The sequence below is a fragment of the Arenimonas oryziterrae DSM 21050 = YC6267 genome, assembly GCF_000420545.1.
GTDB lineage: Bacteria > Pseudomonadota > Gammaproteobacteria > Xanthomonadales > Xanthomonadaceae > Arenimonas > Arenimonas oryziterrae.
In genome coordinates this window covers 161,892-176,169 of record NZ_ATVD01000002.1, presented here as the reverse complement: position 1 = coordinate 176,169, position 14,278 = coordinate 161,892, and the positions used below count along the sequence as shown (strand labels likewise).

Genomic DNA, 14,278 nt, shown 5'->3' with positions numbered 1-14,278 from the left:
CCGCACCTCCGGGGATAATAAGGACGAGTACGAGTACGAGCGCTGCGAGGGCCAGGCCATTGACCACGAACGCATCAGCGACCGGGAGGACCCGGGCGGTGATTGCGTTGGCAGTGGTGTGGTGGCGAGGCATGGGTCGAGACTAAGCGCGCGTCGAAACGCTTGTCAACCACCAGATTAGAGCCAGGGTTCTAGCCGACGGCGATTCGCAATCCCACCACTTCGCTAGGGAATGCCTTCCTTAGCTAGTAGCTGAGCTCCCGCGTTTTTCCCCAGAACACACGGTACGAGTACACGGTGTAGCCCAGGATCGCCGGCAAGGTGATCGCGATGCCGATGAGCATGACCTTCATCGATTCGGGGGCGGTTGCGGCGTCGAGATAGGTCAGGCGGTCGACGACCAGGTAAGGGAACAGGCTGTAGGCCAGACCGACGAACGCGAGCACGAACAGGCCGACGGCGGACGCGAACGGCAGCCAGGCGCGATGCGGACGGCCCTCGATCATGTGCTTGAGCTGGCGTTCGCAGGCGAAGAACAGCACGGCCGTCAGCAGCGGAATCGGCGCGAGCAGCAACAGGTTCGGCATCGAAAACCATTTGTCGAAGATGCGCGAACTCACCCAGGGCGTCGCCACCGAGACCGCCACGATGCCGAAGCCGGTCAGCCACAGGCTGCCGCGGGCCCAGCGCACCGCGCGATCGAGCAGCGCATTCTCGGTCTTGAGAATCAGCCACGTCGCACCGAGCAGGGTGTATCCCGCAGCGAGGCCGAGGCCGACGAAGGCCGCAAATACCACGCTGGCGAACGAATAGTCGAAGCCCAGCAGATAGATGCCGAGCATGAAGCCTTGCGAGACCGCCGCCAGCAAGGAGCCGGCATAGAACGCACGATTCCACCACTTGCGATGGTCGTCGTGCGCCTTGACGCGGAAGTCGAAGGCGACGCCGCGCAGGATCAGTCCGATCAGCATGAACGCGACCGGCAGGTACAGACCCCCGAGGATGACGCCATGCGCCTGCGGAAACGCCACGAGCAGGATGCCGACGCCGAGCACGAGCCAGGTTTCGTTCGCGTCCCAGAACGGACCGATCGAGGAAATCATCTCGTCCTTGTGCGCGTCGCTGGCGCGGCGCAACAGGATGCCGACGCCGAGGTCGTAGCCGTCGAGCACGACATAGATCAGCATCGACAGCGCCATCAGGAAAACGAAGATCAGCGGATACAGGTCGTTCATTGCGGCAGCTCCTGGCCCAGGTCTTCGGCATCGCGATCGACGAGCTTGCGCTTGCGCGCGAGATGGAAAACCACGCTGACGTAGGAAACGATCAGCAGCGCATAGATCGTCAGGTACAGGGTCAAGGAAATGCCGAGCAGGGGCACCGGCGTCGCGGCGGCAGCATCGCGGGTCAGCAGGACGCCGGTAACGAGATAGGGCTGTCGGCCGATTTCCGTGACGTACCAACCGGCGAGCGTGGCGAGCCAGCCGGAGAAGGTCATGCCGACCAGGGCGCGCGCGAGCCAGGGGCTGGGTTCGCCGCCGCGCCGCAGCCGGAAGGCACACCACCAGGAAATGCCGAGCATCAGCACGCCGGTGCCGACCATCACGCGGAAGCCCCAGAACACCGGTGCGACCGGCGGGTGACGATCGCCGAACTCATTGAGGCCGCGGATCTCGCCGTCGACATGATGGGTGAGGATGAGGCTGGCGAGCTTCGGAATGCCGATCGCATAGTCGTTGCGCCGATCTTTCGCGTTGGGTAATCCGAAGGCGAGGGCGGGCGCGCCGCGCTCGGTGTCCCAGACGCCTTCCATCGCCGCGACTTTCGCCGGCTGATGTTCGAAGGTGTTGAGGCCGTGCTGGTCGCCGACGAAGATCTGCACCGGAATCAGCATCGCAGCGACGAAGACACCGGTGCGCAGGGCGGCCATCACCGCCGGTGCACGATCGCTGCGCAGCCACTGGTAGGCCGAGACGCCGGCCATCAGGAAACTCGCAGTCAGGCCCGATGCCAGCAGCATGTGCACGAGACGGTACGGAAACGAGGGGTTGAAGATCACCTGCCACCAGCTGGTGACATGCGCCTGGCCACCAATCATTTCGAAACCGGCGGGCGTCTGCATCCACGAATTCAGCGCCAGGATCCAGAACGCCGACAGCGTCGTACCCGCCGCGACAAGGAAGGTCGCCAGCGTGTGCATGTTCTCGCTCACGCGGCGGCGGCCGAACAGCATGACGCCGAGGAAGGTCGCTTCGAGGAAAAACGCGCTCAACACTTCGTAGGCGAGCAGCGGACCGGCGATGTTGCCGACCGTTTGCATGTAGCCGGGCCAGTTGGTGCCGAACTGGAAACTCATGGTGATGCCGCTGACCACACCCAGCGCGAAGCTCAGCGCGAAGATCTTCACCCAGAAGCCGTAGGCGTCCATCCATTTCTTCTCGCCAGTCGCGCGATGGCGCAGCTTGAAAAACAGCAGCAGCCAGCCCATCGCGATCGTGACGGTCGGAAACAGGATGTGGAACGAGATGTTCGCCGCGAACTGGATGCGGGCGAGGACGAGCGGATCCATCAAACTCTCCTGCAAGGGTTCAGGGCTTGCCGCCCGGCACCACCATCAGCTTGTCCTTGAGCTCGAGCAGGCGATTGACCTTGCCGCCGAGTTCCATGAGCTTGACCAGGGTCGACGGCGAGAGCTTGCGCACCTCGGCGAACCAGGTCGTCATCAGCTCCATCAATTCGTACATCTCGCGCATGCGCGCCTGCGCATGCAGGTCCTCGGGCGAGTCGGTCGACTCGAGCAGGGCCACCCGCAGCATCGACAGGGTCGGCTCGACTTCGCGGCGCTGACGCTCCTCGGCCAGGGTGGTGAAGATGGTCCAGATTTCGCCCGGGGCGGTGAAATAGTCGCGACGGTCGCCCGGCAGGTGCTCGAGTTTGACCAGTCGCCAGGCCATGAGCTCCTTCAAGCCCATACTCACGTTTGAGCGGGAAACCCCTAATTTATCTACGATTTCATCCGCGTGGACGGGCCGGCTGGAGACGAAGATCAGGGCGTAGATTTGCCCCACCGTACGGTTGATGCCCCAGCGGCTGCCCATCTCGCCGAAGTGCAGGACAAAGCTCTGAGTCAGTGGGGGCAGGTTCATTCGGAAGTTTCAGTAATTGCTGAAAGTTGCGAAAATTTACTCTCTTGCGCCGTCGCGGGCAAGTGCGCTCAATTCACGGTCGCGAGTTTGGGCAGCGGCTGCGGCTGCGCGAACAGGAAGCCCTGGCCAACCCGGCAGTCAAGTTCGATCAGCGCCTGGCGCTGGGCGCTGGTCTCGATGCCTTCGGCGATCACTTCCATGCCCAGCGAACCGGCCAACGCACGGATCGCGCGAACGACCGCGGCGCTGCTGCCGCCGAGATCGGGTTGCAGGTCGGACACGAAGGATCGGTCGATCTTCAGCGCGTACAGCGGGAACCGGTGCAGGTACGACAGCGACGAATAGCCGGTGCCGAAATCGTCGAGCGCGCACAGCACGCCGGCATCGCGCAGGCGCAGCATCGTCTGCCGTGCCTGATCGGGATTTTCCAGCAGCGCGCCTTCGGTCACTTCGATGCGTACGCGATCGGGCGCGACCTGGTAGGTCTCGAGCAGTTCCAGCAGGCGCTCGGCGAGATAGGGCGAGCGGAAATGCCGTGCCGACACGTTGATCGCCGTGTACAGCGGGGCGGCGCCCAGGCGCGGGATGGCGTCGAACACGCGTTCGTAGATCTGCCAGTCGATCAGCTCGATGCTGCCCGAATCCTCGGCGATTCCGAGAAATTCGTGCGGCAGCATCAGTCCGCGTTCCTTGTGCTGCCAGCGCAGCAAGGCCTCGTAGCCGACGATCGCGCCGTCGTCGAGGCGCACGATCGGCTGGAAATACGGCATGAACTCGCGGCGTACGATCGCTCGGCGCAGGTCGCTTTCCAGATCCAGCACGTGCAGCGCTTCCTCGTGCAGGGTCTGGTCGAACAATTCGTAGCGCTGGCGGCCGCGTGATTTGGCGCGGTACATCGCCACGTCCGCATCGCGCAGCAGTTCTTCGGCGCTGGTGTAGCGCGGGTCGGCGAGCGCGATACCGATGCTGGCCGAGGTATAGATTTCCTTGTCGCCGATGCGGATCGGATCGACGAGGGCGGCGAGGATGCGCATCGCCACGTGGTTGGCATCCTCGACGCCGTTGATGTCCTCGAGCACGACGGTGAACTCGTCGCCGCCCAGGCGTGCGACCGAACCCGGGTCGCGCACGCAGGCGGCGATGCGCCGGCCCGCCGCAATCAGCAGGTCGTCGCCGACCAGATGCCCGACCGAATCGTTGACGACCTTGAAACGGTCCAGATCGAGAAACAGCACCGCGAACTGCCGCGAGCGGTCGGCGCGGTAGCGGCGCAGGGCCAGGGTCAGCCGTTCCAGCATCGAGGCCCGGTTCGGCAGCCCGGTCAGCGCATCGTGCAGAGCTTCGTGCTTGAGGCGCGATTCGATGTGCTCGCGTACCACCATCTGCTCGCGCAGCTCGACGTTGGCGTGTTCGAGTTCGCGGGTCCGGTCGCGCACACGCTGCTCGAGTTCGTCGTAGGCGCTGCGCAGGCGATCCTGGGCCTGCTTGCGCTCGAGCGCGGTCGCGATGTGGTACGAGGCGAATTCCAGCACTTCCTGGTCTTCGAGTGTGAAGCCCACATCGGGGTCGTAACTCTGCACCACGAGCACGCCCACTTCGCGTCCTTCCAGCAGCAGCGGCACGCCCAGCCAGCATTCGGGCAGGGTGCCGAACATGACCATTTCGCCGGCCTCGATGAGGGCGCGGATTTCCGCCGCATGCGCCAGCAAGGGGCGACGATTGCGCAGGGCGTATTCGGTGATGCCATTGGTGAGCCGGCGCGTGGGCAGGCGATCGTCGCGCTCGTCGACGAAATACGGGAAGGACAGCTCCTGGCCCGACTCCGACAGCATGGCGATGAAAAAATTGTGCGCGTCCAGCAGCTCGCCCAGCACGCCGTGGATGCCGGCGTAGAATTCGTCCAAGCTGCCGTGCGCGCCGGCGAGTTCGGCGATGCGGAACAGCGCGGCCTGCAGCTGCTGCGCGCGCTCGCGCTCCTGCACTTCGCCGCGCAGGACGGCATTGGCTTCGGCCAGCTCGCTGGTGCGACGTTCGACTTCGCGTTCGAGTTCGTCCTGCGCCTGCTTGCGCGAGACCGCGACGAGAATGTGCTGGGCGACGAAGGACAGCAGCGCACGGTCCTCTTCGGTATAGCGCATGGCCTCGTCGTAACTTTGCACGACCACCGCGCCGCGCACGCGGTCGCCTTCCATCATCGGCACGCCCAGCCAGTCCACGCATTCCGGGCCCAGGCGCGGATCGTGCGTAAGGCCGAGTTCGCTGCGCAGCACCGCGCTCGGTCCCATCATCGAGCGACCGCGACGCAGCAGGGCCAGGGTCAGGCTGTTGGGATAGTCGACGCCGGCCATCTCGATGCCGTCGCGCAGCAGCTGCGGACTGCCCTGGTCGGCGTCGTAGCAAAAGGTCATCGCATCGCGCTCGACGTTGTAGAGCGTGATGAACAGATTCTCGGTATAGGTCAGGCCGCTGAGGATCGCGTGCACGCGGGCGAGCATTTCGCGCATGTCCAGATCGGCATAGGCGAGATCGGCGATCGTGTAGAGCGCGTGCTGCAGGTGCTCCTGGCGCTGTGCGGCGGCGACGGCCTGACGCAACTGGTCGGCGGCGAGCAATTCCGACAGGCGCAGATCGATGAGATCGACGAGTTCGCACAGCACCGGCAGGGTGTCGTCGAGGCGGGTCTGATCGGCGGACAGATCGATGTCCAGTCGCGCCGCACCGGCGACCAGCGGGATCGTCAGGGACAGACTGCCATCGGGGTGCTGCTGGACGTCGGCGCGTGTCGCGGGCGTGTCGGCCGGGGACGAAGCGACGGGCAGGAGCAGTTCGACCCGGCGCGTGCCGAGCAGATCGCGGACCAGTTGCGTCGCGACTTCGGTCAGCGCGGCGGCGGTCCGTGTCTGCACGAGCGCGAGAAACCGGTCAGCCGCACCCTCGGCGCGCGATGGACGAACCGGCAACCGCGCGCTCAGAAGATCGCCCAGATCCTTCATGGAAGCCCCCTGTCCCGAGACTACTCCCGAAATCCATCGGGCACAAAAAAGCCCGCGCGAGGCGGGCTTCATTGTTGAATCTGTGGTGGAGAGGATGGGGATCGAACCCACGACCTCATCGATGCGAACGATGCGCTCTCCCAGCTGAGCTACCCCCCCACGGGGTAGGCGAATGATACAACGCGTCGCGCCGAGTCGCCAAATCCGATCTTCACCCGGGCGACGCGGCGAGCAATCGCGCCCGCAGTGCCGCGTAGTCCGCGGCCAGCGGCTCGGCCCGGGCGGGCCGTTCCAACAGGGCGGCTAGGGCGGGTGGCACCGGCACGGGTTCGCCGATCAGGGGTTCGACGATGCTCTCGAACTTGGCCGGATGCGCGGTCGCGACCACGGCCCAGGCCCCGGTTTCGCCGCGGGCGCGCAGGCGAACCAGCAGGTCCAGGGCGGTGGCGGTATGCGGACAGACGGTCTCGTCGAGGCGGCGCCGGCTTTCAAAAATCGCCGCGCGGATCGCTTCGTCGGGCACGGCGAGGGCCTCGAAGGCGGCGCGCAGGGCGATGGGGTCCGGATAGAGCCAGCGCAAGCGCTCGAAATTGCTCGGCGCGCCGACGTCCATCGCGTTGGCGAGCGTGGCGCGGCTTGCCCGCGGCGTGTAGTCGCCGCCGGCAAAAAAATCCGGCAGCACGCGATTGTCGTTGCTCGCCAGCGCGATCCGACCGATCGGCAGTCCGCAGGCGCGCGCCAGGATGCCGGCGAACGCATTGCCGAGATTGCCGGTCGGCACGACGAAATGCAGCGGCGTGTGTTCGCGCCGCCAGTGTTGCAGGGCCGCCGCCGCGTAGTAGCTCATCTGCGGCAGCAGACGACCCAGGCTGATACTGTTGGCCGAACTGAGCGGCACTCGCGCCTGCAGCGGGCGATCGGCGAGCGCCTGTTTCACCAGCGCCTGGCAGTCGTCGAAACTGCCGGCCACGCGCAGGGCGAGGATGTTGTCGCCGAAGCAACCCAATTGGTGCGCCTGTCGCGGCGACACGCGCCCGTCGGGATACAGCACGACCACGCGCAGATGCGGTTTCCGGTGGAATGCGGCGGCGACCGCCGCGCCGGTATCGCCCGAGGTCGCCACGAGAATCGTCAGCTCCCGCGTCTGGCCGCGTTGCAGGCGCGACAGGCAGGCGGCGAGGAAACGCGCACCGACGTCCTTGAACGCGGCCGTGGGTCCATGAAACAGCTCGAGCACGTGATCGCCGGGCGAGGCAAGGGCGCGCAGGGGCGTGGGGAAATCGAATGCCTCGCGGCAGATAGCGTCCAACTCGGGCGCCAGCGCATCGCCGGCGAAGAAGGGCCGCAGCAGTCGCGCGGCGATCTCGGCGAGCGTCTCATCCGCGGAAAACTCTTCTGGTGAAAACCGGGGCAGCGTATCGGGGACGTACAAGCCGCCATCAGGCGCCAGTCCCGCCGCGATCGCGGCGCTCAATGACGCGGCGGGCGCCTGTGCACGCGTGCTGACGAAGTTCATGGCAGTACCCGCGCAGCCGGACCAGCGATTGGCGACACGAAACTTTCGCTCGCAAAGCCCGCAGTCGCGAATGCCGCACGCATCGCGGTGGCGGCGGCCTCGGCGTCCGCGCGGCTCTCGAACCACGCGAAGACGCTCGGGCCCGCGCCCGAGATGCTCGCGCCGAGGGCGTTGCAGTCGAGCGCGGCGGTTTTCACTTCCGCGAATCCGGTGATCAGTGGCGCCCGCCGCGGTTCGACCAGCACATCGCTCAAGCCCCGCCGCACCAGGGCGACATCGCCCTGGAAACATCCGGCCAGCACCAGCGCGAGATTCGCACTCTGCGCGACGAAGTCTCCGAGCGCGTAGTGACCTTTCAGGGCCTCGCGCGCACGCCGTGTCTCGAGCACCGCGTCGGGATGCACGAGCACGCAATGCCAGTGCGCCGGCACGGGAATGCGCACCAGCGCATCCTTCGTCGCCAGTACCAAGCCACCGAGCAGCATCGGCCCGACGTTGTCGCCGTGCAGGCTGCCACTCGCGACCGCTTCGCCGGCGAGCGCATGCGGATACAACTGTTCGGGTGTCAGCGGCGTCGCCAGCAGGGCGTTCGCGGCAACGAGAGCAGCAACGCAGGACGCCGCCGACCCACCCATGCCCGAGCCGAGTGGAATGCCTTTCTCCAGCTCGATTTCGAATCCGTGTTCCAGCCCGAGCCCTTCGCGCAAAGACAGCAAGGCCATGCCGGCCGTGTTCTTCTCGGCCACCCTTGGCAAATCCACCGTGGTGCCGCGGATCGCGGCGATGCGCACGGTGGGTTCGGCGATCCGGCGCACGATCGCCAGATCGCCGGGTCCGTCGATGCTGTGGCCGAGAATGTCGAAACCGACGCCGGCATTGCCCACGCTCGCGGGCGAGAACGCGCGGATGTCCGAACTCATACCCGCGCTCCGAGCGAGGAAGCGACGCGCAGCAGATCGGCAAACACGCCGGCGGCGGTAACCTCCGGTCCGGCGCCGGGGCCTTGTACGACCAGCGGATTGCTCGCGTAGCGACGCGTGCTGAACTGCACGACGTTGTCGGTCAAGCGCAGATGCGCGAAGGCGTGGTCACCCGGCAATTCGACCAGACCGACCTGCGCGTCGCCCGACTGGTCCAAGCGCGCGACGTAGCGCAGGACCTTTCCTGCCGCGGTGGCCTGCGCGTGCCGGGCCTGCATCGCTGCATCGCCTTCGCCGAGTCGGGCCATGAAATCCTCGCGCGACACGCCGGCCAGCGATGCCGGCACCAGACTCTCGACGCGCACCTGCTCGAGCGACACCGGCAAGCCGGCTTCGCGCGCGAGGATGACGAGCTTGCGCGCGACATCCGTGCCCGACAGGTCGTCGCGCGGATCGGGTTCGGTATAGCCCAGGGCGTGGGCTTCATGGACGAGTTCGGAGAAGGGCATGCGGCCATCGTAACGGTTGAACAGCCAGGCGAGCGTGCCGGAGAAGATGCCTTCGACCGAATGCAGGCTGTCGCCGGTATCGAGCAGGTCGCGCAGAGTCTGGATGACGGGCAGGCCGGCACCGACGGTGGCTTCGTAGCGGAAGCGCGCGCCGGTCGCCGCGCTCGCGGCACGGATCGCCTGGAAACGCGGCCAGGGGCCCGCGCCGGCATGTTTGTTGGGCGTGATCACATGGATGCCCTGTGCCAGCCAGTCGGCGTAGTGCGCGGCGACGTGATCGCTGGCGCTGCAGTCGAGGATGATCGCGTGCGGCAGATGCTCGGTGCGCACGTGCGCGGCGAAGCGGGCGAGGTCGCAGGCCTCGGTGGCGCCATCGAGATGCGCCTGCCAGTGTTCGGGTGCGTGTCCGAGCGGATCGAGCCACATCGTGCGGCTGTTCGCGAGCGCGCGCAGGCGCAGATCCAGATTCGCCTCGCGGCGCAGGCGCGGGATCGCTTCCTGCAGCTGTTCGAGCAGGGCGGCACCAACCTTGCCCGGACCGATCACGCCGATCGAGATCGTCTGCGGCGACAGCCAGAAACCGGCATGCGCCGCGCGCAGCGCGCGTTCGGCATCCTTGCTGGCCAGGGCGACGGAGATGTTCCGCTCCGAGGCGCCCTGCGCGATTGCGCGCACGTTGACGCGCGCCCGGGCCAGCGAATCGAACAGACGCGCGGCGACGCCGGGCGTGCCGGCCATGCCATCGCCGACGGCGGCGAGCACGCTGATGTCGGGTACCACGCCGATGCTCTGGAGCTGCCCGCGCGCCAGTTCGGCCGCGAATTCATCGGCGACCGCCGTTTGCGCACGCGCCGACTCCGCGGCCCGGACGACGCAGCAGATCGAATGCTCCGACGAGCCCTGCGAGATCATCACCACCGATACACCGGCCACGCGCAGCGCCGCGAACACGCGCTGCGCCGTGCCCGGCACGCCGATCATGCCCGCACCTTCGACATTGAGCAGGGCCAGGTCCGGGCATAGCGTCAGTCCCTTCACCGGACCGTCGGGCGTGCTCTCGGCGGCGATGCGCGTGCCGGGCAGGTGCGGACGGAAGGTGTTGCGGATATAGATGGGCAGGCCGCGCGCGAGCGCCGGCGTCATCGTCTGCGGATGGATGACTTTGGCGCCGAAGTACGCGAGCTCGCAGGCCTCGTGATAGGACAGCGTGGCCAGCGGCACGGCTTCGGGAACCACGCGCGGGTCGGCCGAGAGCACGCCGTCGACATCGGTCCAGATATGCAGTTCGGCCGCGTCGAACAGCGCCGCGAAAATCGCGCCGGAATAATCGCTGCCATTGCGGCCCAGGGTGGTCGCGCGGCCTTGGGCATTGCGTGCGACGAAACCGGTGACGACGATCCGCGGTTCCGGATGCGCGCTGCGCCAATCGGCCAGGCGTGCACTGCTCGCCGGCCAGTCCACGGAGACGCCGAGTTCGCCGTGTGCGACCAGCAGGACCTCGCGCGCGTCCAGGCAGGCGCAGGCCTCGCCTTCGCGACGGAAGTGATCGGCCAGCAGACGCGCCGAATAGACTTCGCCCAGGCCCTGGATCAGTTCCAGCGCCTCGCGGCTAGGCGCTCCGAGCACCGACAACGCATTGAGCAGGCCGTGCAGTTCTTCGAAGCGCAACTGCAGCCAATCCTGTGTTTCGCTGGCCTCACCGGTGAGTGCGGCTGCGGCGGCGAGATGGCGGTCGCGCAGCGCCGCCCAGTCGTTCTGCCAATCGTTCGTCTGTGCGACGGCGGCGTCGGCGAGCGCGAGCAGGGCATTGGTCACGCCCTGCATCGCCGAGACGACGATCACTTGTTCACGTTCGCTGCGCTCACGCAGGTTCGCGGCGACGCGCCGGAAACAGCCGGCATCGGCGAGCGAAGATCCGCCGAACTTGTGGGCGACGGTGACGGGGGCCGCAGCGGCGTGATCGGCAGGAACGACAGCGGGCGAATTCATGAAGCCTCCAAAGGGAGGCCCTGCATTCGTCGGGAAGGGGGCTGGGCGCGTCCGCATCCTCGACGAGGTGCGGGGCCAGGGTTTGCGAAGAGAAACTTATCCGCGAACGAGCCACCGCACCGACCGGGTACCGGTAGTGGAGGTGGTAATAGTCGTCGTGGTGCGGAAGGTCATGACCCGAGTGGAACCGATGGCACGGGCCCCTGTCAAGCCGGGATCAGGGGCGCGAGCACCGGTTCGAGCAGATCGCGGCGCCAGCCTTCGAGCGCCGGCGGCCAGCCGCGGCCTTCGAGCAGGGCTTCGAGATGCTTGCGCGCGCACAAGAGGCCTTCGGGCAGTTCCAGCGGCAGGGCCACGGCGGCGACTGCTTCCTGCATCGCCTTCAGGCGCTGCTTGTCGAGGTTCTCGCCGCTGCGGTTGAGCGGGATCGCGCGTTCGGCCTCGGTCAGCGGTTCGCTGAGCAGGGCGAACAATTCCCGCCGCGATTTGCGCGGCGCTTTCGGATTGCGGTCGAGGAATTCATTGAAACGATGGATATCGTCGGGGACGCGCCGGCTCAGCGCGACCGCGAGTTCGTTGTCGAGAATCCAGCTCTTGGGTTTGTCCGAACGCCGCGCTTCGACATCGCGCCAGCGCAGCAGGCGGCACAGGCGCGCCTGACCGTCGGCATCGAGCATCTGCGCGCTGCGCACGGCCAGGTGCGGATGCACGTCGTCGGCGTCGCTGCCGGCGTTGCGGATCGCGCGTTCGCAATCGGCCTGCAGCCAGGCGGAGCGGCCAAGTTCGGCGAGTTTCGCCGCGAGTACCGTGTGCGCGGCGTGCAGATACAGCACGTCGTCGGCGGCGTACTTGAGCTGCGATTCCGACAAGGGGCGGCGCAGCCAATCCGAGCGCGTCTCGCCTTTTTCCAGCGTCACGCCCGTCATCTGTTCCACGAGTTTCTGGTAGCCCAGCCCGGCACCGAAACCGCCCATCGCGGCGGCGACCTGGGTATCGAACAGCGGCGAGGGCAGGACACCGCAGCCGCGCGACAGGGCCTGCAGGTCTTCGCTGGCGCTGTGCATGAGTTTGATGATCGACGGATCGATCAGCAGCGGCCGCAACGCCTCCGCGACGCCGGGCGCCAGCGGATCGACCAGCAGGACCTCGCCGGGGATCGCCAGCTGCACCAGGGCGAGCTGCGGATAGTAGGTGCGCTCGCGGATGAACTCCGTGTCCAGGGCGACGATTTCCGGGTTGCCCCAGGCCTGAAGCCGGGCGCGCAGCGCCTCGGGCGTATCGATCCAGTCGCTCACGGTGTCCTTTGATTGCCCAAAGCGCACAGGTTAGCCTACGGAACCTCTCAACGGGCCAAGGCGTGTCGATGACCCGGCTGCGATTGCTGACCACGTGTCTGGTGCTGTGTTGCTTCCTGTCCGCCTGCAGCGATTCGCGTGCACCGGCCGAAGCACCGCCCCGCACCGCTCCCGACGCCGAGGTCGACCTTACGCTCAGCGACGGTCCGGCTGTCGCGCCGCCGGCTTGGGTGCCGAATCTGCCGACGGTCGAACCTGGACAGGTCGCACAGACCCTGGCCCTGGCCCGCCAGGCGCTGGCCCGCGGCCAGCTGGAGCGGGGCAGCAGTCCCGGTCCGGGTGCGCTGGAATTGTATTGGGTGGTGTCGCGGCTGGAGCCGGCCAACGAAGAGGCAAAAAAAGGTCTGCAGACGACAGTCGAGGCCCTGCTCGCGGAGGGCGCGCTGCGCATCGCCGCCGGCGATCTGAAGCAGGCCGAGCGCATCGAGGCGATGGCCATCGCCACCTCGCCCGAGGCGCCGCTGCTGGCGCCGTATCGCAAGACGCTCGCGCAGGCGCATGGCGCCGACGCCCTGATCGCCCGTGCGCAGCAGGAAGCCGAAAAAGGTCATGTGCTCGAGCCCGCGGGCAAGAGCGCGCGCGACCTGTTGCAGCGTGCGCTGAAGGCCTTGCCCGACTACGCGCCGGCGCGGCAGGCCTTGGCGCGACTGCACGAGGAGCGCCTGCGTCTGGCCTGGAAAGCCGCCAGCGCCGAGGATTTCGAGGCGGCGGATGGCTATCTGCTCGAAGCGCAGCGCGTGCTGCCGGGCGCGCCGCAAACCGCCGTCATGGATATGCGCATCGTCGAATTGCGCCAGGCGCTCACCGGCGCGTTGATCGACCAGGGCAATGCCGCGGTCGACAAACTCGCCCTGGATCAGGCTGACGAAACGCTCGCGCATCTGGCGCGGATCGCCGCGCAACCGGCTGCCGTCGAGGCCCTTCGCGAGCGCATCCATCTGGCGCGCCACTACGGCCCGTTCAAACCCGCACAGGCCTTTGCCGAAACCCTGGCAAGCGGCGGTCGCGGTCCGGAAATGGTGGTTGTTCCCTACGGCCGCTTCGACATGGGCTCGCCCGAGGACGAGGCCGAGCGCACCGCGAACGAGAATCCGGTGCATGCGGTGGTGTTCGCGCGTGGATTCGCGATCGCGCGCAGCGAAGTCACCGTCGCCGAATTCCGGCGTTTCATCGTCGCCAGCGGCTATCGTCCGCTCGCTTCGCGCACGGGCCGCTCGACCGTTTACGACGAAAAAGGCGGCCTGATGAGCGAACACGAGGGCGTCGACTGGCGGCGCGACCATATCGGCCGACCGGCGGCGCCGAACTTACCGGTGATGCATGTCGCTTTCGAAGACGCGCAGGCGTTTGCCGCCTGGCTGAGCAAGCAGACCGGTCAGCGTTACCGTTTGCCGAGCGAGGCGGAGTTCGAATATGTGCTGCGCGGCGGCAGCAAGACAGCCTATCCCTGGGGCGCCGGCGCACCCGATCGTCTGGTCGGCAATCTGACCGGCGAAGGCGACGTCTCGCGCAGCGGTCGCCGGTGGGCGAATGCGATTCCGAGCTATCGCGACGGTTATTGGGGCGCGGCGCCGGTGCGCAGTTTCCCGCCGGAGAAATTCGGCGCGTTCGATCTCACCGGCAATCTGTCGGAATGGACGCTCGATTGCTGGCACGAAAGCTACCAGCGCGCGCCCGTCGACGGCAGCGCCTGGGTGAACCCCGGTTGCGAGCAGCGCGTGGTGCGCGGCGCTTCCTGGGGCAGTTCCTTGGATCAGGCACGATCGGCGTTTAGACTGCCGATGGACGCCGATACCACCGGCGCGCGACTCGGATTCCGGGTCGTACGCGAACTCTGAGCGGAGAAGCAG

At 67.0% G+C, this 14,278-nt stretch carries 9 protein-coding genes and 1 tRNA gene; 1 reads left to right on the top strand and 9 read right to left on the bottom strand.

Going from position 1 to position 14,278, the window contains the following annotated elements:
* Positions 1-245 precede the first annotated feature (245 nt).
* The 9 genes from G467_RS0105580 to rnd all read right to left on the bottom strand — a co-directional run bounded on the left by G467_RS0105580 (position 246) and on the right by rnd (position 12,368).
* Complete coding sequence (locus tag G467_RS0105580; RefSeq protein WP_022968748.1) at positions 246-1,235, bottom strand: cytochrome d ubiquinol oxidase subunit II; 990 nt, start codon at positions 1,233-1,235, stop codon at positions 246-248.
* Entirely contained in the window at positions 1,232-2,569 is a 1,338-nt protein-coding gene (locus G467_RS15570) for a cytochrome ubiquinol oxidase subunit I (protein ID WP_022968747.1), read from the bottom strand. The genes G467_RS0105580 and G467_RS15570 overlap by 4 nt, the downstream gene beginning before the upstream one ends.
* Positions 2,570-2,588: 19 nt before the next feature.
* Positions 2,589-3,146 carry a GbsR/MarR family transcriptional regulator gene (locus G467_RS0105570; protein WP_022968746.1) on the bottom strand — a complete coding sequence of 186 codons (558 nt, stop codon included), beginning with the start codon at positions 3,144-3,146 and terminating at the stop codon, positions 2,589-2,591.
* 68 nt (positions 3,147-3,214) lie between these two features.
* Positions 3,215-6,139, bottom strand: coding sequence for a bifunctional diguanylate cyclase/phosphodiesterase (locus tag G467_RS15565; RefSeq protein WP_022968745.1), 2,925 nt, complete (start codon positions 6,137-6,139; stop codon positions 3,215-3,217).
* 83 nt (positions 6,140-6,222) lie between these two features.
* Positions 6,223-6,298 (bottom strand) — tRNA-Ala (locus G467_RS0105560).
* Between the two features lie 52 nt (positions 6,299-6,350).
* The gene (gene thrC, locus G467_RS0105555) at positions 6,351-7,655 is read right to left on the bottom strand and encodes a threonine synthase (RefSeq protein ID WP_022968744.1); all 1,305 of its coding nucleotides are present in this window, start codon (positions 7,653-7,655) and stop codon (positions 6,351-6,353) included.
* Positions 7,652-8,575, bottom strand: coding sequence for a homoserine kinase (locus G467_RS0105550; protein ID WP_022968743.1), 924 nt, complete (start codon positions 8,573-8,575; stop codon positions 7,652-7,654). The genes thrC and G467_RS0105550 overlap by 4 nt, the downstream gene beginning before the upstream one ends.
* On the bottom strand, positions 8,572-11,073 hold the full coding sequence (gene thrA / locus G467_RS0105545) for a bifunctional aspartate kinase/homoserine dehydrogenase I (RefSeq protein ID WP_022968742.1): 2,502 nt from the start codon (positions 11,071-11,073) through the stop codon (positions 8,572-8,574). Before thrA ends, G467_RS0105550 begins: the two co-directional genes overlap by 4 nt.
* A 206-nt stretch (positions 11,074-11,279) precedes the next feature.
* On the bottom strand, positions 11,280-12,368 hold the full coding sequence (gene rnd / locus G467_RS0105540) for a ribonuclease D (RefSeq protein WP_022968741.1): 1,089 nt from the start codon (positions 12,366-12,368) through the stop codon (positions 11,280-11,282).
* Positions 12,369-12,436: 68 nt separating this feature from the next.
* Between rnd and G467_RS0105535 the strand changes: the two genes are divergently transcribed.
* Entirely contained in the window at positions 12,437-14,266 is a 1,830-nt protein-coding gene (locus G467_RS0105535; RefSeq protein ID WP_022968740.1) for a formylglycine-generating enzyme family protein, read from the top strand.
* Positions 14,267-14,278: the final 12 nt, after the last annotated feature.